General features: G+C 70.1%; 20 protein-coding genes, 1 tRNA gene and 1 pseudogene. 11 read left to right on the forward strand and 11 right to left on the reverse strand.

Annotated elements, in window-relative coordinates; genetic code table 11:
* Positions 1-399, forward strand: a pseudogene (locus NWP09_RS05935) (hypothetical protein); the annotation flags it as partial.
* A gap of 7 nt (positions 400-406) precedes the next feature.
* Here NWP09_RS05935 and NWP09_RS05940 read toward each other — a convergent pair.
* Positions 407-874 (reverse strand): Lrp/AsnC family transcriptional regulator, encoded by a 468-nt coding sequence (locus tag NWP09_RS05940; RefSeq protein WP_258274615.1) that lies wholly within the window; start codon positions 872-874, stop codon positions 407-409.
* A gap of 151 nt (positions 875-1,025) precedes the next feature.
* Between NWP09_RS05940 and ald the strand changes: the two genes are divergently transcribed.
* Positions 1,026-2,129 (forward strand): alanine dehydrogenase, encoded by a 1,104-nt coding sequence (gene ald / locus NWP09_RS05945; RefSeq protein ID WP_258274616.1) that lies wholly within the window; start codon positions 1,026-1,028, stop codon positions 2,127-2,129.
* A gap of 60 nt (positions 2,130-2,189) precedes the next feature.
* On the opposite strand, the gene argS is transcribed toward ald, so the two are convergent.
* Positions 2,190-3,848 carry an arginine--tRNA ligase gene (gene argS, locus NWP09_RS05950; protein ID WP_258274617.1) on the reverse strand — a complete coding sequence of 553 codons (1,659 nt, stop codon included), beginning with the start codon at positions 3,846-3,848 and terminating at the stop codon, positions 2,190-2,192.
* Between the two features lie 60 nt (positions 3,849-3,908).
* Here argS and NWP09_RS05955 point away from each other — a divergent pair, with 60 nt between their 5' ends.
* The gene (locus tag NWP09_RS05955) at positions 3,909-4,493 is read left to right on the forward strand and encodes a hypothetical protein (protein WP_258274618.1); all 585 of its coding nucleotides are present in this window, start codon (positions 3,909-3,911) and stop codon (positions 4,491-4,493) included.
* A gap of 50 nt (positions 4,494-4,543) precedes the next feature.
* On the opposite strand, the gene NWP09_RS05960 is transcribed toward NWP09_RS05955, so the two are convergent.
* The 9 genes from NWP09_RS05960 to NWP09_RS06000 form a co-directional block, all read right to left on the reverse strand.
* On the reverse strand, positions 4,544-5,335 hold the full coding sequence (locus tag NWP09_RS05960; protein WP_258274619.1) for a transglutaminase family protein: 792 nt from the start codon (positions 5,333-5,335) through the stop codon (positions 4,544-4,546).
* A 31-nt stretch (positions 5,336-5,366) separates the two neighbouring features.
* Complete coding sequence (locus tag NWP09_RS05965) at positions 5,367-6,251, reverse strand: type II secretion system F family protein (protein ID WP_258274620.1); 885 nt, start codon at positions 6,249-6,251, stop codon at positions 5,367-5,369.
* The gene (locus tag NWP09_RS05970; RefSeq protein ID WP_258274621.1) at positions 6,251-7,180 is read right to left on the reverse strand and encodes a type II secretion system F family protein; all 930 of its coding nucleotides are present in this window, start codon (positions 7,178-7,180) and stop codon (positions 6,251-6,253) included. Before NWP09_RS05970 ends, NWP09_RS05965 begins: the two co-directional genes overlap by 1 nt.
* A complete protein-coding gene (locus NWP09_RS05975; protein WP_258274622.1) occupies positions 7,177-8,631 on the reverse strand; it encodes a CpaF family protein in 1,455 nt (484 codons plus the stop codon). The genes NWP09_RS05970 and NWP09_RS05975 overlap by 4 nt, the downstream gene beginning before the upstream one ends.
* Before the next feature lie 5 nt (positions 8,632-8,636).
* Complete coding sequence (locus NWP09_RS05980; protein ID WP_258274623.1) at positions 8,637-9,809, reverse strand: AAA family ATPase; 1,173 nt, start codon at positions 9,807-9,809, stop codon at positions 8,637-8,639.
* On the reverse strand, positions 9,806-10,555 hold the full coding sequence (cpaB, locus tag NWP09_RS05985) for a Flp pilus assembly protein CpaB (RefSeq protein WP_258274624.1): 750 nt from the start codon (positions 10,553-10,555) through the stop codon (positions 9,806-9,808). Before cpaB ends, NWP09_RS05980 begins: the two co-directional genes overlap by 4 nt.
* On the reverse strand, positions 10,552-11,637 hold the full coding sequence (locus NWP09_RS05990; protein WP_258274625.1) for a pilus assembly protein TadG-related protein: 1,086 nt from the start codon (positions 11,635-11,637) through the stop codon (positions 10,552-10,554). Before NWP09_RS05990 ends, cpaB begins: the two co-directional genes overlap by 4 nt.
* Positions 11,625-11,975 (reverse strand): TadE family protein, encoded by a 351-nt coding sequence (locus NWP09_RS05995; RefSeq protein WP_258274626.1) that lies wholly within the window; start codon positions 11,973-11,975, stop codon positions 11,625-11,627. The genes NWP09_RS05990 and NWP09_RS05995 overlap by 13 nt, the downstream gene beginning before the upstream one ends.
* Before the next feature lie 115 nt (positions 11,976-12,090).
* On the reverse strand, positions 12,091-12,288 hold the full coding sequence (locus NWP09_RS06000) for a Flp family type IVb pilin (RefSeq protein ID WP_258274627.1): 198 nt from the start codon (positions 12,286-12,288) through the stop codon (positions 12,091-12,093).
* 368 nt (positions 12,289-12,656) lie between these two features.
* Between NWP09_RS06000 and NWP09_RS06005 the strand changes: the two genes are divergently transcribed.
* From NWP09_RS06005 to NWP09_RS06040, 8 genes are all read left to right on the forward strand, one after another.
* Entirely contained in the window at positions 12,657-13,298 is a 642-nt protein-coding gene (locus NWP09_RS06005) for a TetR family transcriptional regulator (protein ID WP_258274628.1), read from the forward strand.
* A gap of 19 nt (positions 13,299-13,317) precedes the next feature.
* Positions 13,318-13,956, forward strand: a complete 639-nt coding sequence (locus NWP09_RS06010; protein WP_258274629.1) for a prepilin peptidase — start codon at positions 13,318-13,320, stop codon at positions 13,954-13,956.
* Positions 13,957-14,000: 44 nt separating this feature from the next.
* Positions 14,001-14,073 (forward strand) — tRNA-Arg (locus tag NWP09_RS06015).
* Between the two features lie 170 nt (positions 14,074-14,243).
* Complete coding sequence (locus NWP09_RS06020; protein WP_258274630.1) at positions 14,244-14,687, forward strand: hypothetical protein; 444 nt, start codon at positions 14,244-14,246, stop codon at positions 14,685-14,687.
* A 103-nt stretch (positions 14,688-14,790) separates the two neighbouring features.
* Positions 14,791-15,381, forward strand: a complete 591-nt coding sequence (locus tag NWP09_RS06025) for a TetR/AcrR family transcriptional regulator (protein WP_258274631.1) — start codon at positions 14,791-14,793, stop codon at positions 15,379-15,381.
* Positions 15,382-15,433: 52 nt separating this feature from the next.
* Positions 15,434-15,730, forward strand: a complete 297-nt coding sequence (locus tag NWP09_RS06030) for a metal-sensitive transcriptional regulator (RefSeq protein ID WP_258274632.1) — start codon at positions 15,434-15,436, stop codon at positions 15,728-15,730.
* A 26-nt stretch (positions 15,731-15,756) separates the two neighbouring features.
* The gene (locus NWP09_RS06035; protein WP_258274633.1) at positions 15,757-16,083 is read left to right on the forward strand and encodes a heavy-metal-associated domain-containing protein; all 327 of its coding nucleotides are present in this window, start codon (positions 15,757-15,759) and stop codon (positions 16,081-16,083) included.
* Between the two features lie 148 nt (positions 16,084-16,231).
* A partial coding sequence (locus NWP09_RS06040; protein ID WP_258274634.1) for a cation-translocating P-type ATPase occupies positions 16,232-17,681 on the forward strand: 1,450 nt, incomplete at its 3' end.

Consider the following 17,681-nt stretch of genomic DNA (forward strand, 5'->3'; position numbering starts at 1 on the left):
GCCTGGGAGGCCGAGTACGCCGCCGCGCAGGCGCGCTGGGAGGCGCACAAGGCGCAGGTCGCCGCGGCCCGCGACGCTGAGCTGCACTCGAACGACGTGCCCTCGGGTGCGTCGTCGTTCGGCGGCTCGTCGGACGACTCGGGCGTCGGCCCCCTCGCCGACGACGGGGCGCTCCTCGGCGAGGCGGCGGAGCTCGGCGACGGGGTCACCGCGGCGGACGGCATCGAGACGGCCACGTGGTCGTTCGAGCCGGCCGAGGTGCCCCCGCCGCACCGCACCGGCCCCCGGGTCGGGGTCAGCGGGCCCGGTGGTGACGCATCCGCCTACCCGTGGCGCTTCTGGATCCCGGGCGAGCCGAGCGTGTCGGCCTACCGGCCCGCCGTGCAGCGGAGGCGCTGAGCGCGCGTCACGAGAACGAGGCCGCCGCGACGGTGCGGCTGTAGGCGAAGACGATGCTCGTGCGGGTGGATGCGACGGCCGGGCTCGCCGAGAGGTGGTCGACGACGAAGCGACGCAGCGCCGACGAGTCCTCGACGGCGACGTGCAGGATGAAGTCGTCGGTGCCGCCGAGGAAGAACAGCTGGTTCACCTCGGGCAGGGCGCGCATGCGCTCGGAGAACTCGGTGATGCTCGTCTGCCGGGCGCCCGGGCGCAGCACGACGCCGATGAGCGCCTGCAGGCCGCGGCCGAGCCGCTCCTGCCGCACGACCGCCTCGTAGCCGGCGATGATCCCGCGCTCCTCGAGGCGGCGCACCCGCCCGTGGACGGTGGACTCGGCGAGTCCGGTCGTGCGCGCGAGCTGGCGGTTGGTCGCGCGCGCGTCGGTGCGGAGCGCGTCGACGATGCGCTCGTCGATGTCGTCGAGGGCCTCCATCGGCTGCAACTCCTTCTGCGCTCCCCCGCGCTGCGGTGCGCTGGGCCGAAGCTCTCGAGCAGTATCGCAGGATCGGCATCGAGATCTTCGGCTGCGGTCGCGCGAGCGCCGCCTTCCTCCGATACTCAGTCGGAACGACGAAGGAGTCACCATGCGCATCGGCATCCCCAAGGAGATCAAGCAGCACGAGCAGCGGGTCGCCATCACGCCCGCGGGGGTGGATGCGCTCGTGCAGCGGGGCCACGAGGTGTGGGTCGAGACCGGGGCGGGGCTGGGCTCGCGCATCGCCGACGACGACTACGCCGCGGCCGGCGCGCGCATCGCGGCCGACGCCGACGAGACGTGGGAGAAGGGCGACCTGCTGCTGAAGGTCAAGGAGCCGATCCAGCCGGAGTTCGCGCGCATGCGCGACGGCCAGGTGCTCTTCACCTATCTCCACCTCGCGGCTGCCCAGGAGTGCGCGCGTGCCCTGATCGACGCGGGCACGACCGCGATCGCCTACGAGACGGTGCAGCTCGACGACCGCTCCCTGCCGTTGCTCGCCCCGATGAGCGAGGTCGCGGGTCGGCTCTCGATCGCGGTGGGCGCGGCCCACCTCATGGGCCCTGCGGGCGGCCGCGGGATCCTGCTCGGCGGCGTGCCCGGCACCAGGCGCGCGAAGGTCGTCATCATCGGCGGCGGCGTCGCGGGCGAGCACGCGGCGCGGAACGCCGTCGGCCTCGGCGCCGACGTGACCGTGATCGACCTCTCGCTGCCGCGGCTGCGCCAGCTCGAGGCGCTCTTCGGCACCGAGATCCAGACGCGGCACTCGTCGCGGCTCGAGATCGCCGAGCAGGTCGCCGACGCCGACCTCGTCATCGGCTCGGTGCTCGTGCCCGGCGCGGCCGCGCCGAAGCTCGTGACCGACGACATGGTGTCGCGGATGCGCGCCGGCTCGGTGCTCGTCGACATCGCGATCGACCAGGGCGGCTGCTTCGAGGGATCGCGCCCGACGACGCACGACGACCCGACGTTCGCCGTGCACGACGCCCTCTACTACTGCGTGGGCAACATGCCGGGCGCCGTGCCCGAGACGTCGACGCGCGCGCTCACGAACGCGACGCTGCCGTACGTGCTGCGCATCGCCGACCTGGGCTGGGAGCAGGCGGCAGCACAGGATGCGGCGCTCGCGCGGGGCGTCAACGTGCACGCCGGCCGCGTCACGAACGCGGGCGTCGCCGAGGCGCTGAGCCTCGAGCTCGCCTCGATCGGCTGAGCCGCTCTCCCCCGGTCGGTCGGGCGCGCCCGCAGGGCCGCATCGAGACCGGTCGAGCAGCTACATCCGCTCGGGCGCCGACACCCCGACCGTCGTGAGCGCGGTGCGCAGCACCTGCCCGGCCGCGTCGTTGAGCCACAGGCGCGTTCGGTGCAGCGCGGTGACCTCCTCGTCGCCCTGCGGGGCGACGCGCGTCGCGTCGTACCAGCGGTGGTAGAGGCCCGCGAGCTCCTCGGCGAAGCGGGCGACGCGGTGCGGCTCCCGCAGCTCCGCCGCTTGCGCGAGCACGCGCGGGAAGTCGGCGAGCGCGCCGAGCAGCGCCGCCTCGGTCGGGTGCGACAGCAGCGTCGGGTCGAACTCCGAGCGGTCCACCCCTGCGGCGACCGCGTTGCGCGCGACCGCCGACATGCGGGCGTGCGCGTACTGCACGTAGTACACCGGGTTGTCGTTCGTGCGCTGGGTCAGCAGCTCGAGGTCGATGTCGAGCGGGGTGTCGGCGCTCGACCGCACGAGCGCGTACCGCGCCGCGTCGACGCCCACCGCATCCACCAGGTCCTCCATCGTCACGATGGTGCCCGCGCGCTTCGACATGCGCACCGGCTGGCCCTCGCGCATGAGGTTGACCATCTGGCCGATGAGGATCTCGAGGTGCTGGTGCGGGGTGTCGCCGAACGCCGCGCACATCGCCATCATGCGGCCGACGTAGCCGTGGTGGTCGGCGCCGAGCATGATGATGTTCTGCTCGAAGCCGCGCTCGCGCTTGTTCTGGTAGTAGCCGAGGTCGCCCGAGAAGTAGGCGGGCGCGCCGTTCGAGCGCACGATCACGCGATCGCGGTCGTCGCCGAACGTCGTGGTGCGCAGCCAGAGCGCGCCATCCTCCTCGAACACGTGGCCGCGCTCGCGCAGCACGTCGATCGCGCGCTGCACCGAGCCGTCGGACTGCACCTGGTGCTCGTGGAAGTAGACGTCGAAGTCGACGCCGAACTCGTGCAGGTCGCGCTTGATCTCCTCGAACATGAGCGCGACGCCGCGCGCGCGGAACGTCTCCTGCAGCGCGTCGTCGTCGAGGTCGAGCAGGTCGCCGTCGTAGCCGTCGTCGACGCGGCGGGCGATCTCGGCGATGTAGGCGCCGCCGTAGCCGTCCTCGGGGGTCGGCTCGCCCTTGAACGCGGCGACGAGGCTGCGCGCGAAGCGGTCGATCTGCGCGCCGTGGTCGTTGAAGTAGTACTCGCGCGTGACGAGCGCGCCCTGCCGCTCGAGCACGCGGCCCAGGCTGTCGCCGACCGCGGCCCACCGGGTGCCGCCCATGTGGATGGGCCCGGTCGGGTTCGCCGAGACGAACTCGAGGTTGATCTTCACCCCGTCGAGCGTCGTGCCGCTGCCGTAGGCGTCGCCGGCCTCGACGATCGTGCGGGCGAGCTCGCCTGCGGCGCCGGCCGCGAGCGTGAGGTTGATGAAGCCGGGCCCGGCGACCTCGGCCTTCGCGATCCCGTCGAGCGCGGCGAGCTCGGCCGCGACCTCGTCGGCGAGCTCGCGCGGCGCCGCGCCGACGCGCTTCGCGAAGCGCATCGCGGCGTTCGTCGCCCAGTCGCCGTGCTCGCGGTTGCGGGGGCGCTCGAGCACGATGTCGCTCTCGCGCACCTCGACCTCGGCCGCTCGTCGGCCCACGGCGCCCTGGACGGCGGTGAGCACGGCGGAGGAGAGCGAGGAAGGCTGCATCCCTCGATGGTATCCGCGCGCCGGTCCGGGCTCGCGCGCACGCGACCGTAGTCTGGCTGCATGCCGACCCGTACGCACCGCATCCGCCGCCTGTTCCCGACCCTCATCGTGGCGGCGACGGCGGGGCTCGTGCTGACGGGCTGCGAGCCGGGTGTGTTCGCGCCGAGCGAGTCGCCGGAACCTTCGAGCTCGGTGACCGCGGCCCCGAGCGAGACGCCCTCGAGCACGCCGGTCGACACGCCGACGCCGACGCCCGCACCGACGGGATCCGCGCTGCCGACGACGCCGCCGATCGCGGGCGAGCTGCCGTGCTCGGAGGTCTACACGGCCGACCAGCTCTACGAATTCAACCCGAACTTCGCCCCGTCGAGCGACGAGGGCTCGCTGCCCGGCGCGATCCAGGACGTGGCGGATGCGGGGGGCACGGTGTGCGCATACCAGCACGTCACCGGCAGCGACCGCCTCGTCGTGGGCGTGCTGCAGGACGCGAGCGGCTTCGCGGCGCCGGCGTTCGAGACGGTCGGCGACATGGGCGTCGCGGCGACACCGGTGGACGGCACGATCGTCGCGGTCGCCTCGCAGTACTTCGCGACCGAGCGCGATGCGCAGCAGGTGCTCGACCAGGTCATCGCGAACGTCGGCTGACGCCTCCATCGCTGGCCGAGCAGCCGGCGAAGCCGGCGCATCGAGGCCGGTCAGCTGATCTTGACGACAGCCCGCGGATCGTCCACGGCATCCGCCGCCAGCGCATCGTCATCGGCCTCGACCCGCACCGACTCGAGCCGCACGGGGTTCCGCGCCGTGGTCGCCCACGCCGTCTCGAGCGCATCCGCCCCGGTCGCGATGCGGATGAGGCTCCCCCGCGGCGCGAGCCCCGTCGCATCCACGACGAACCACTCCCCCCCGAGGAACACCTCGGCCACCGCGTGGAAGTCCGGCGGCCGCAGCCCCGGCGCGTACACGCCGACGTAGCGAGCAGGGATCCCCGCAGCCCGCGCGAGCGCGATCATCACGTGCGCGTAGTCGCGGCACATGCCGCCGGACTTCTCGAGCGTCATGACGGCGGTGTCGTCGATCGCCGACAGCGCCGGCGAGTAGCTGAAGCCGCGGGCGATCCAGTTGCGCATCGCGAGCACCTGCTCGTGCCCCGTCGCGCGGCCGAACCGCTCGTCGACGAACCCGCGCAGCGCGCTCGCCTCGACGTAGCGCGAGTCGTCGAGGTACCGCGACGGGTCGCCCTCGTCGACCTCGCGCTCGAGCCCCGTGATCGTCGTCTGCACGTCGACCTCGAGCAGGCCCGGGGGCGCCGTGAACATGAGCTGCCGCGTGTCGTGCGCGCCCGGCAGAATCCGCCACTCGACGGGCGCCTGATCAACCGTCACCGAGATGCGGTCGTCGGATGCGTAGGCCGCGGCGGGCAGGACGAGGAGCGTCGCGTCGGTCTCGCCCGAGAGCGTCATCGAGAAGGTGGCGTGGGCGGTGCGCATCGCCCACGATCCTCCCACACGCCTGGTTGCACTACATGCTGCTGAACGTCTCGATGATGCTCAGGATGGCGGGTCCGATGATGACGATGAACAGCACAGGCATGATGCACAGGATGAGCGGCATCAGCACCTTGACGGGCACCTGCTGAGCCTTCATCTCGGCTCGTTGGCGTCGCTTCAGCCGCATCTCGGCGGCCTGGGTACGAAGAACATCACCCACCGAGATGCCGTTCGCGTCCGCCTGGATCACTGCTCGGACGAACTGGCGCAGGTCGCTGACTCGAGTGCGGCTTGCGAGATCCCCGAACGCTTCTCGACGAGGCTTGCCCATGCGCATGTCCTGCAAGGTGCGGGTGAGCTCTTCCGCGAGCGCGCCCTTGCCGTTGCTCGCCGCTCTTGCCATCGCTGCGTCGAAGGCCAGACCTGCCTCGACCGCGATCGTCATCTGGTCGAGGGTGTCAGCGAGCTCGAGCTCCATTTGCTGATCACGCGTCAGGCCACGGTTGTAGAGCAACAGGTCGGGCAAGAAGTAGCTCACCGCGGCGACAAGGACGATCAGCAAGACCAGGGGCCGCTCTGCGCGGCCGAGGATCATCAGCAGCACCACGAAGACCGCGGCGGGCACCAGCACCATCTTCAGGACCAGGAGGCGGTCGACCGTCCAGTCGGCTGGCCGACCCGCACGCGCGTGCTGGCGGTCGAGCAGGTCGATGATCGGCCGGGGCGTCAATCGCCTCGCGAGTTCAGCGCGACTGGCCACGCTGGCGGCCGCGGCCGCTGAGGCGTCTGCGTCGCCTCGGCGCAGGTTGGCGAGGCTACGCACACGAGCAGGGCTGACCGACACCGCCATGGCCCAGGCTGCGGCTGCGAGGGACACACCGACGAGCAGCGCGGGCAGCAGCATCTCGACGGTCATCAGAACTTCACCTCGACCGTCTTCTTCATCCAGATCCCCCCGATGAGCAACAACAGCGCGCCCATGATGACCATCCCAATCCCGATCGGTGACGTCAGCAGCGGCGCCAGGTAGCCCGGATTGGAGAGCAGCATGAGGCCCGCAACACCGAACGGCAGGAACATCAGGATCATTGCCGAGAGTCGTCCTTCGGCGCTGAGTCCAGCGACATGTCGCCGGATCTGCCCGCGCTCCCGAATCGTGGCGGCGACGCCGTCGAGCACTTCAGCGAGACTTCCTCCGACCTCGCGGTTGATCGCGATCGCCTGGACCGCCCAGCCGAAGTCTTCACTCTGCATCCGCTCAGCCACGACTTCGAGCGAAGTGACGACCGGTCGACCCACCCGAGCTTCATTCACCGCGCGGGCGAACTCCGTCGCGGTCGGCTCCTCCGAGTCGCGGGTGACCGACGCCAAGGCTTGCATCGTGCTGTAGCCGGCGCGAAGGTTCGACGCCATGAGTTGCAGCGTGCTGTCGAGCTGCAGAGCGAAGTGCTTGCGACGGCGCTCGGTGCGAAGTCGCAGGACGATCACCGCCGCAACGGGTGCGATGGCCGCGAAGACCAAGGACAGCCATCCGCCGCCGAGGAGGAGCACAAGTGCGCCCACCACGATCCCCGCAACCGCGGTGAGGAATGCGAAGTCCTGCGGTCTCATCGAGAGGCCAGCCAGGTCAAGCGCGTGCGCGAGCGTCTGTCCTCGGCGACCGATCAGGCGACCTACCAGCGTGGTCGCGGCCTCCGCCGCCTCCGCCAGAACGCCGTCGTCACTGCGCTCGAGGGGGCGGCGCCTGCTGCGGGGCAAGCGCACGCGCCCGGGGTCGAGCGCGACGACTGCCGCTACAGCGATGCCGAGCGCGACGATCAACGCGGTGAGCAGTTCGAAGGTCATCGGACCAGTCGATCCTCGAAGGCGTCCGCAGGCAGTCGGATCCCCATGTCGGCCAGCCGTTCCGAGAAGTTAGGGCGCACGCCCGTCGCGCGCGGCACCCCGAGGAATCGGCCAGACTCATCCGTTCCGGCGGCGAAGTCGAAGGCGAAGACATCCTGCAGCGTGACGACCTGACCCTCCATGCCGACGACCTCCGTGACCGCTACGACGCGACGCGTCCCGTCTCGCAGACGATCGAGCTGCACGATGAGATCTACCGCGGAGGCAATCTGCTCCCTGATGGCCCGGAGCGGTAGATCCATGCCTGCCATCAGCACGAGCGTCTCGAGGCGAGAGATGGCATCCCGGGGGCTGTTGGCATGCACGGTTGACAATGATCCGTCGTGGCCGGTGTTCATTGCCTGCAGCATGTCGAGGGTCTCTCCGCCACGCACCTCGCCGACAACGATGCGGTCCGGGCGCATGCGGAGGGAGTTCCGCACGAGGTCGCGGATCGTGATCTCGCCCTTGCCTTCGCTGTTCTGAGGCCTCGACTCCAATCGGACGAGGTGCTCCTGCTGCAGCTGCAGCTCGACAGCGTCCTCGATCGTGATGATCCGTTCCCTGTCGGGGATGAAGGACGAGAGCACGTTCAGCAGGGTGGTCTTCCCAGTGCCGGTGCCTCCGGACACGATGATGTTCAGCTTGCCGTGCACGCAGGCTTCGAGCAGGCGAGCCATCGGCGAGGTCAGGGTGCCGAATCTGATCAGATCTGCGACCTTGAACGGGTCTTTGGAGAACTTTCGGATGGTAAGCGTCGATCCGGTGAACGCCAAGGGCGGAATGATCGCGTTTACACGAGACCCGTCTTCGAGTCGAGCGTCGACCATCGGCGAAGATTCGTCGATGCGCCGACCGATGCGTGTGACGATGCGCTCGATGATCTGGCGCAAGTGCTGCTCGGACGTGAACCGCACCGGGACACGCGCGATCTTGCCAGCACGCTCGACATAGACGTGGTCGGGACCGTTGACCATGATCTCAGTCACCTCGACGTCATCCAGCAGCTTCTGGAGCGGTCCGAGACCGAGCACGTCGGCGCGAACTTCGGTGATGAGCCGTTGCCGCTCCTCACTCGTCAGGGGGGCCTGTTCGGCCTCGACGACGCGGTGCAGCTCGTCGCGCACGAGCTGATGCAACTGCTCCTCGGACAAGTTGGGGTCGTTGAGTCGAGTGCCGATGCGGGCGTAGAGGGCCGCGGCTGCGCGTTCCTTGACGCGCGCGAGCCCGTCGCTGTCGGCATCCGCCTGCGCCACCGTTTGGGGCGGGTCGACGTCGCGATCCGTCGGGGGAGGCGAACTCGCCGCCGGCTGCGCCCCCGATGCCACCCTTGCAGCGCGCCGTGTCGATGCCCTCAATTCGGCTCCGTCGTCGACCGCCCCACCTCGATGGGCCGCCAGTCGCTCGCTCAACGAGGTCACGACAGGGCCTGAGTGAGCTGCTGCTGGAAGTGTGCGATCAGCTGTCGGACCTGCTTCGCTACCGGATCCTTGGGTCGCTGCAGCAGCAGCGGTATTCCGGTGTTGAGCGAGGTCGTGACGGCTCGCGAGATCGGCAACGTGGCGTCGACCCGAGTGCGGATCGTCGCCTCGACATCCGAGACGGTGAGCCCGCCCTTCGGGTCGGCGAAGTTGAGGACCACGTGGCGTGCGCTATTGAGCATGCCGAGCTCCCGCAACGTGTCGACCTCTTTGCGGAGCCCTCGAGCGCCCGTCACATCGAAAGTCGTGATGAGAACCGGATCCGTCGTCCGGTCGAGAGCCGCCAGAGTGCGAGGGTCGAGCCCTGCAGCGGTGTCCACCACCACGTAGCGGAACTGCGAGGCAAGCATCATGAGCAGGGCACTCACTTGCTCAGGGGTCACTGAGTCAGCAGCGACTGGATTCTCCGGGGCGCAGACGAGCGCAAGACCGGACTCGTGCAGCGTCAGGTGGGTCTTGAGCGCGATCGGGTCGCGAAGTGCCGCTCCGTGGACGACGTCCTCGAGCGTGAATTCCGGCTCGATGCCCAGGGCAGTCGCGATGTCACCGAACTGGACATCGAGGTCGACCAGGACCGTCGAGCCGGGTGCTGCCTGGGCCAGTCCCACGGCCAAGTTCGATGCGAGAGTCGTCTTGCCCGCGCCGCCCTTCGGGGAGAGAACCGTGATCACGCGCGCCGGAACGTGCACGGGCGCTCCGAACGGGGACGCGGCGGCCCCGGCGCTCATGCGGCGCAGCTGCACGGCCGCGTGAACGCGATGGAGTGTCGACCGCAGCTCGGCGGCGTCGGTGCTGGGCGGTAGGACGTCTCGCACGCCGACGCGGAGGGCCGGGATCGCCAGTGCATGTGGGTCGCCGATCAAGACGACGCCAGTGCCTGGCAGCTCCTGGTCGAATCGGGACGCCAATCCGAGCGCGCCCTCCGGGTCGACCGTGGCGTCAAGTATGACGACATCGGGCAGCGTCTGCTGACCCGACCGGGCGACAAGCTCCGCGGGCTCTGTGGGCAGTTCGCTCCCGATGCCGAGAGCAATGCAGGCGCCGTCCGAAGCAGCCAGCACCTTCTCATGCATATCGCGCGAGTCGGAGGTGAGCAGCACGTTGCTCATCCGAAGACCTCCTGCGGCGTCACGACTCGTGTGCCGTCCTGCGGCACCTCAGCTCCTTCCAGCGAGAGCCAGATCGAGCCGAATTCCTGACCGAACACGACCAGCTCGGCATCTGGTGGCGAGAGTGCGAGCGTGACCATCAGGGTCTCGCCGGCTCCCTCCTCGACTTCTTCGCCGTTCTCATCCGTCGTCACCGAGGCACCGCCATGCACTGCGGTGACGAGCACCTTGTGCAATAGCAATCTGGTCATGTCGGCTTCCGCGGCAGCTCCGTCCGGGCCCGTGCCCTTCACGGTGCCCGAGACGAAGATGCCTACCGTCTGCCCGGCACGCAGCTCGCCGCCGATGACTCGCTGACGATCGAGTTGAATGGAGAGCTGATGCATGTTCGCCGGGACTTCGAAGTCGCCTGCGACCGCTTCGGGTGCGACAAATCGTGATGCGAGCAGTTGTTCGCCGGGGATGAGATCCGCGTCTGCAACCAGTCCGGCGATATCCGCCAGGTCAGTGACCGCATCGGGAACTACCGCGCGCGCGGGAAGCTCGGACACGACGACCGAGCGCGCGAGTTCCTCAGCCGAAGTTCCGGCGACGATCGGCTCCGCGACGACCAGCACCTGGGTGGGGTTCATCTCGGCCATGGCGCGCGCGTCGGCGCCCGCCGCGTACAGATAGGTCATGACGCCTCCGATGGCGGCTACCAAGAGTGCGACAAGAGCCACGATGAGCCGGCGGATCACGTTCATCCCTCCCTGGGAAGAGTCAAGGTGACGACTGCGGAACCCAGGTCGGGCGCCGTCGGGCTGGTCTCGAAGTCCTCATCGTTCGCGATGTAGCGCTGGGGCTCAATCACGATCCAGCCGCCATTACCTCCGGCCGACGCGGCGCAAGCGCTTCCGCCGGTGACGCTCTCGCCGTAGCAGCGGTTCCCCTGGAAGTGGTAGCCCTCGAGCGTGACCGCGACATAGCCCACGACGAGGTATGTCTTGGGATCGTTGATGGATTCGGCGGTGTTCGATCGGAACACAGGAAGCAGTGCGGCTGCTGATGGATCGGCATCTGCGCGATCGATCGCGTTGCGCAGTGCGAGATAGCACGGGCTGTCGTGGTTGCCCTGCGCATTGCCGTTGGCAGAATCGACGGGCTGGCCGATCTCCGTCTGGACGCTGCACGGCTCCTCGCCTGCCTCGCCGTCCGGAGCAAGCCAACCGAAGCCGCCCGGCGCCCAGTTGCCGCTCTGGGGCTTGGTGGGGCAGTCGGCAGTATTCGTGACCTTCGACTGCTCGAGCTTGAAGCGCTGGCCGACGGCGGACTCGTTGAGCCCGACCGGATCCCCTGCGGCGTCCAGCTCGAGGATCCCGAAGCCTGACATCTCGCAGGCCGCGAAGGCGAAGGGGATCGCGGAACGACCGCCGCTGGGAGGTCCCCATGTCGCTGCGGATTCTGCGAACGGTTCGACGTCTGCCATGGCCGTGGCGACCGCTGGAGCGAACCAGTAATCCCGCTCAGAAGTCGTCTCTACGTGAACGTAGCCCGCGGCCAGGTCAGACTGATCGGTGACGTCGCCTGTCGCGGGACCGCCGAACGGATCGTTCGCCGTGGCGAGCGCCTGAGCGGTCGCATCGACATCGCCGCATGCACCCATCGCGCAATCCTGTGCGACTGCGAGCGCGGCGGCGTCCGCCCCGATCTGCAGCCGCTGTCGGTCGGCGTGCGCGGCTCCGATGTCGACCGCGAGGGCAGCAACGCCCATGAATGGGATCAGGAGGAGCGCCACCCAAACTGCGACGGCTCCGCGGTCGTTCTTTCCGGTCGTCAACCGTTGCATCGCATGCTCCCGCTTCCCGTCAACGTGATCGTTCCGAAGAAGCCGCCAAGCGGCTCGAAGTTGTTCAGGGTCACCGTGACACGCGCAGTCTGGCCGCTCGGGCACCCGGCCGGCCCAACCGCGATCTGAGCGTCGGTCAACGTCAGCGTCGGCGCGGCAGCAGCCCTGGTTGCTGCTCGCGCGTCCGCAGCTGCGGTTGGCCCGTCCGTGAGCGCGAAGACCCGGACGCCGTCGCGCGCAGCGTTGTCGATCGTCGTCTGGATGTGGAAGGTATATCCGAACGCGATGATGCCGAATGTCATCACAGCGAGCAGCGGCAGCACGAGGGCGAACTCCACCGCCGCCGCACCTCTGTCGCGTGGCTTTGCCGACATGACGCCTCCCATCCGCAGCCGCCACCAACCGACCGCGCGGCGCCCGATCGCTCAGGCGCCGCGCGGTTCAGCGATTCGACTAGCGAGTCTGGATCTGGGTGGTCACCTGGTTGAACATGCCGAAGATCTCGTCACCGAGGGTGAAGACGATCACCACGATCGCGACTGCGATGCCGGCGACGATGAGGCCGTACTCGACTGCGGTCGCACCGCGGTCGTTCTTCTTGTCGAAGCGGTCAGCCACGAAGGTCTGAGCCGCGATGAGGAAAGCGAGCATGAGTGGTTCCTTACGAGACAGGTCCGGACTGGGGATCCGGGGGGCTGGAGTGGCAGCCGGCCGTGGTGGCCGACCGAGAGGACTGTTTCACAGCTCTTGCCCGATGCGCAACATTGCGATCCCTCAAGATTCGCCCAAGACGAGTCTGCCTGCTCAGCATTTTTCCCGATCGTGCAGTATTGGCTTGACGCGGACCCAGCCGGGCGCGCACACTGACCCCGCCGCCTCAGTTCAGTCGGCCCCACCATCACGGAGAGTGCCGGCAGAGCATGAACGGATCCGCCCCCTTGATCGAGTCCACGGAGACACCGCCCCTGAGCGATGTTTCGATCACGCCGTTGCGGAACCTCGCTACAGTGAGGCCCCTCATGTCGCACCCTTCGGTCCCCACCCCCGGCGACGGCCAGCCCGAGCTCGGACTGCGCGAGCGCAAGAAGCTCATCACGCGACGCAACATCGCCGACGCCGCCTTCGCCCTCACGCTCGAGCGCGGACTCGACGACGTGACGATCGACCAGATCGCCGAGCGCGCCTTCGTCTCTCCTCGCACCGTCTCGAACTACTTCCCCTCGAAGGAGGCGGCGGTCGTCGCCACCGAGGCGTACTCCCCCGCCGCGCTGCTCGCCGGCCTCGAGGAGCGCCCCGCTGACGAGAACCCGCTCGCCTCGGTGCGCGAGGTGCTCGTCGCCGCCATGCGACGGATGCCCCGCGAGGACGTGCGGGCCCTGAAGCAGCGCGAGCAGCTCGTCGACCGCTACCCCGCGCTCCAGCCCCATCGCGCCGCCCAGTACGTCGACCTCGAGGACGCCATCCGTCTGACGGTCGCCGCGCGCGCTGGCCTCGACGCCGAGACCGACCCGCACCCGCGGCTCGTCGCCGGCGCGGCCACGGCCGCCTACAAGACCGCCATCCGCGTGTGGGTCAACACCAAGGGTCGCGGCGACAACATCGCCGACCTCATGGAGCAGGCCTTCCGCGATCTTGAGGCTGGCCTCAGCAGCGACGACTGACCGGCGAGCGCTCGACGTCATGCCGATCCCCTTCATCGCGCTCGCCGCCGTGGCGTGCGGTGCCATCGCGTGGGCCGCGACGCCGTGGGCACGGCGCCTCGTCGAGAGCGAGTCGCGCTGGCTGCGGGCATGGATCCCCGCCGCGCTCGGCGCGATCGGCGGCGCGGGCGCAGCCGCGATCGCCGACCACTGGGCGGTCGCGCTCGCCCTCGCGGCACTCGCTGTCGGGAGCGCACTGCTCATCCCCGTCGACCTCGCCGTCTTCCGCCTGCCGGATGCGATCGTGTGGCCCACCACCGGCGCGGTCCTGGCGCTGCTGCTGCTCGCCACCGCCGTCACCGGCGACTGGGCGCGCCTCGGCACGGCGCTGCTCGCGATGCTCGTCGTCGGCGTCGTCTACTTCGCGCTCGGCTGGTTCGCGCCGCAGAGCTTCGGGCTCGGCGACGTGAAGCTCTCGCTGGTGCTCGGCCTCGCGCTCGGGTGGTACGGCTGGCAGGCCGTGCTCTACGGGCTCGCCGCGGGCTTCCTCCTCTTCACGCTCGGCGCGATCCTCCTGCTCGTGCTGCGCCGCGCATCCCTGAAGTCGGATCTCGCCTTCGGGCCCTACATGCTCGTCGGCGCCGCAGTCGGCCTCGCCTGGGGCGCCGTCGCCGCGTAGCGCCGCGGGCTGATAGATTGGACGACGCTGCCGCGCGCAGCCCGGCCCCCATAGCTCAGGGGATAGAGCGTCTGCCTCCGGAGCAGAAGGCCGCAGGTTCGAATCCTGCTGGGGGCACCGCACGGCTCGACCGTCGATCCGCGCCCCTCGAACGAGGGGCGCATTCGTCTTTCTGAGCGAGCCGCGCCCCACCCCTCCCCGCCCCAGATCGTCTCTGGACGGCCCCTCCGGCCGGGCATAGCATCCGGCCGTCGAGCGACGGCGCTCGACCTTGGGAGGCGAGAGAGATGAACAGGCGATGGGTGGCGGGCGCTGCCGCGGCGGCGCTCGGGACCCTCATGGTGGCCGGCGGAGGCGCGGCTGCGACTGCTGCACCTGTGGGGTTCCCGGTGCACGTGGTCGTGCACACCGACTTCACATCAGAGGTGAGCGAGTTCGAGTCGACGATCCCGGGCTGCGAGACCGGCACGGTGGTCGAGGGCACGAGCCGCACGCACTTCACGTGGTGGGGCGGCGTCTACGTCGGGATCAAGGAGTTCACCTGCGACAGCGGCGAGGGCGGCTTCGACGTGCGGCTGAACGCGCGCTTCGGGGAGTTCGGCTCGACGGGCACCTGGTCGGTGGCGGATGCGTGGGGCGAGTTCGAGGGCGTGCACGCGAACGGCACGCTCGTCGGCGTGCCGGTGTCGGACACGATGATCGACGACATCTACACGGGCACCGCGCGGTAGGCGCGGCCGTCGGCGCGGCGGTCGGCGGCGCTCTCGAAGACGGGCGCGCCGCCGGTCCGAGCCCCTTGCGACCCACCCGGCCCCGACACCGTATGGTTCTGCTATGGGACGACCGCGCCTCCACGACGAGCACCTGCGCCAGCGCCTGCTCGAAGCCGCCACCGATCTGCTCGCGGTCGACGGACCCGACTTCTCGCTCCGGCCGCTCGTGGCATCCGTCGGCACGTCGACGTCTGCGGTCTACTCGCTGTTCGGCTCGCGCGGCGAGCTGATCGAGGCGATCACCCTGCGCGCGGCGCGCTCGTTCGTGGATGCGCAGCAGGCCGTCACAGCAGACAGCGCCGTCGAGCTCGTCCCGGCCCTCGCCCGCGCGATGCGCGACTGGGCACGCCAGCACGCCGCGATGTTCCAGGTCGTGTTCGGCCGCAGTGACGCATCCGTCGCCATCGCCGAGGCGAGGGAGAGCACGACGGATCCGCTGCTCGAGGCAGTCACCGCCGCGGCGGAGGAGGGCGTGCTGCACGGCGACCCCGCCGTCGTGACGCAGACGATCTTCGCCGGCGTGCACGGGTTCATCACCCTCGAGCTGCTGGGTCTCTACCCCGACGGGCAGAGCGACGCCCTCTTCGAGTCGCTGCTCGCCGCGATCTGGCGGAGCTGGGCGACGCCGAAGCACCTGCACGCGGTCGCCTGAGCTCCCGCCGACGCTTGTCAGCGATACCCCTCGGGGGTATAGTCGTCTCACCATGACCGACCACACGACGCACGGCTACACCGCCGACAAGGACGCGCTGCTCAAGCGACTGCGGCGCGCCGAGGGGCAGGTGCGCGGCGTCGCGCGCATGGTCGACGAGGACGCGTACTGCATCGACATCCTCACCCAGGTCTCGGCCGCCACGAAGGCGCTCGAGACCGTCGCGCTCCAGCTGCTCGAGGATCACCTCGCGCACTGCGTCGCGGAGGCTGCCGAGCACGGCGGCCCCGTCGCGCAGGAGAAGCTCACCGAGGCGAGCGCCGCGATCGCCCGCCTCGTCCGCTCGTAGGTCCACCCGAACCAGGAAGGCATCCCATGGTGCAGAACATCGAGATCATGTCCACCCCCGACGACGCTGCGACCGAGGCGCAGGCCGGCGGCTGCTGCGGCGGCGGCTGCTGCGCCGTGCCCGAGCAGTCGGCCGAGGCCGCGACGTCGCAGTCCTTCGAGGTCGAGGGCATGACCTGCGGCCACTGCGTCTCGTCGGTCACCGAGGAGATCTCGGGCCTCGCGGGCGTCGAGGGCGTCGACGTGCAGCTCGTGCCCGGCGGCCGCTCGAAGGTCACCGTGGCGTCGGATGCGCCGCTGCGGGTCGAGGATGTCCGTGCCGCGGTGAGCGAGGCGGGGTACTCGCTCGTCTGAGTGCTTGGTCGTGAGAGCGCCGGTTCCCTTCGAGGGGCCGGCGCTCTTGCCGTGAAGGGATCTCGATACACGTGCGGCCTGCGGCCGCGCTGCTCGATCGGCGGGGAAGAGGTGCGCACCCATACCCCTGGGGGGTATAGTGGACGGCATGGCTGAAGCCCAGGTGGTCGACCTCGAGATCGGCGGCATGACGTGCGCGTCGTGCGCCAACCGCATCGAGCGCAAGCTCGGCAAGCTGCCCGGCGTCGAGGCGAGCGTGAACTACGCGACCGAAGTCGCGCGCGTCACGCTCCCCGCGGGAGTCACCGTCGAGGACGCGATCCGCACCGTCGAGCAGACCGGTTACCAGGCGGCGCTCCCCTCCCCCGAGGCCGTGCGCGACGAGCACGGGACGAGCCTCGTCACGCGCCTCGTCGCATCCGCCGCCCTCGCCGTGCCGGTGGGGCTGCTGTCGATGATCCCGGCGCTGCAGTTCCCCGGCTGGCAGTGGGTCGCGCTCGCGCTCGCCCTGCCGGTCGCGACGTGGGGCGCGTGGCCGTTCCACCGCGCCGCCGCCATCAACCTGCGGCACGGCGCCGCGACGATGGACACGCTCGTCTCGCTCGGCGTGATCGCGGCAACGCTCTGGTCGGTGTGGGCGCTCGTGTTCGGCGACGCCGGCCACATCGGCATGCGCATGGAGATGAGCTGGTTCGGCGGCCACGGCGACGAGCTCTACCTCGAGGTCGCCGCGCTCGTGACCGTCTTCCTGCTCGCCGGCCGGCTCATCGAGTCGCGCGCGAAGCGCTCCAACCAGCAGGCGATGCGCGCGCTCGCGAGGCTCGGCGCGAAGGAGGCCACCCGCATCACCGTTGACGGCGACGAGCGCATCCCCGTCGGGCAGCTCGCGGTGGGCGACCGCTTCCGCGTCGTGCCGGGCGAGAAGATCGCCGCCGACGGCGTGGTCGTCGAGGGCGCGTCGGCGATCGACGCGTCGCTGCTGACCGGCGAGTCGCTGCCCGTCGAGGTGGGCCCCGGCAGCGAGGTCGTCGGCGCGACGATCAACGGCCACGGCATGCTCGTCGTCGAGGCGCGCCGCGTCGGGGCCGACACGGAGCTCGAGCGCGTCGCGTCGCTGCTACGCCGCGCGCAGGAGGGCAAGGCCGACGTGCAGCGGCTCGCCGACCGCGTCTCGCAGTGGTTCGTGCCCGCGGTGCTCGTGCTCGCGCTCGGCGCGCTCGTCGGCTGGCTGCTCGTCACCGGCGACGTCGCCGCCGCCTTCACCGCCGCGGTCGCGACGGTCATCATCGCGTGCCCGTGCGCGCTCGGGCTCGCGACCCCGACGGCGCTGCTCGTCGGCACGACCCGCGGCGCCGAGCTCGGCGTGCTCATCCGCGACGCGCGCGTGCTCGAGTCGAGTCGCGGCATCACGACCATGCTCGTCGACAAGACCGGCACGGTCACCGAGGGGCGGATGCGCGTCGAGGCCGTCGTCGCCGCCGACGGCGAGGACGCCGACGAGGCGCTGCGCATCGCCGCGGCCGTCGAGCGCGCGAGCGAGCACCCCATCGCGCGCGCGATCGCCGCCGCCGCGCCCGAGTCGGGGGTCGCGACCGACG

It is taken from the genome of Agrococcus sp. HG114 (genome assembly GCF_024723325.1).
Classification (GTDB): Bacteria; Actinomycetota; Actinomycetes; order Actinomycetales; family Microbacteriaceae; genus Agrococcus.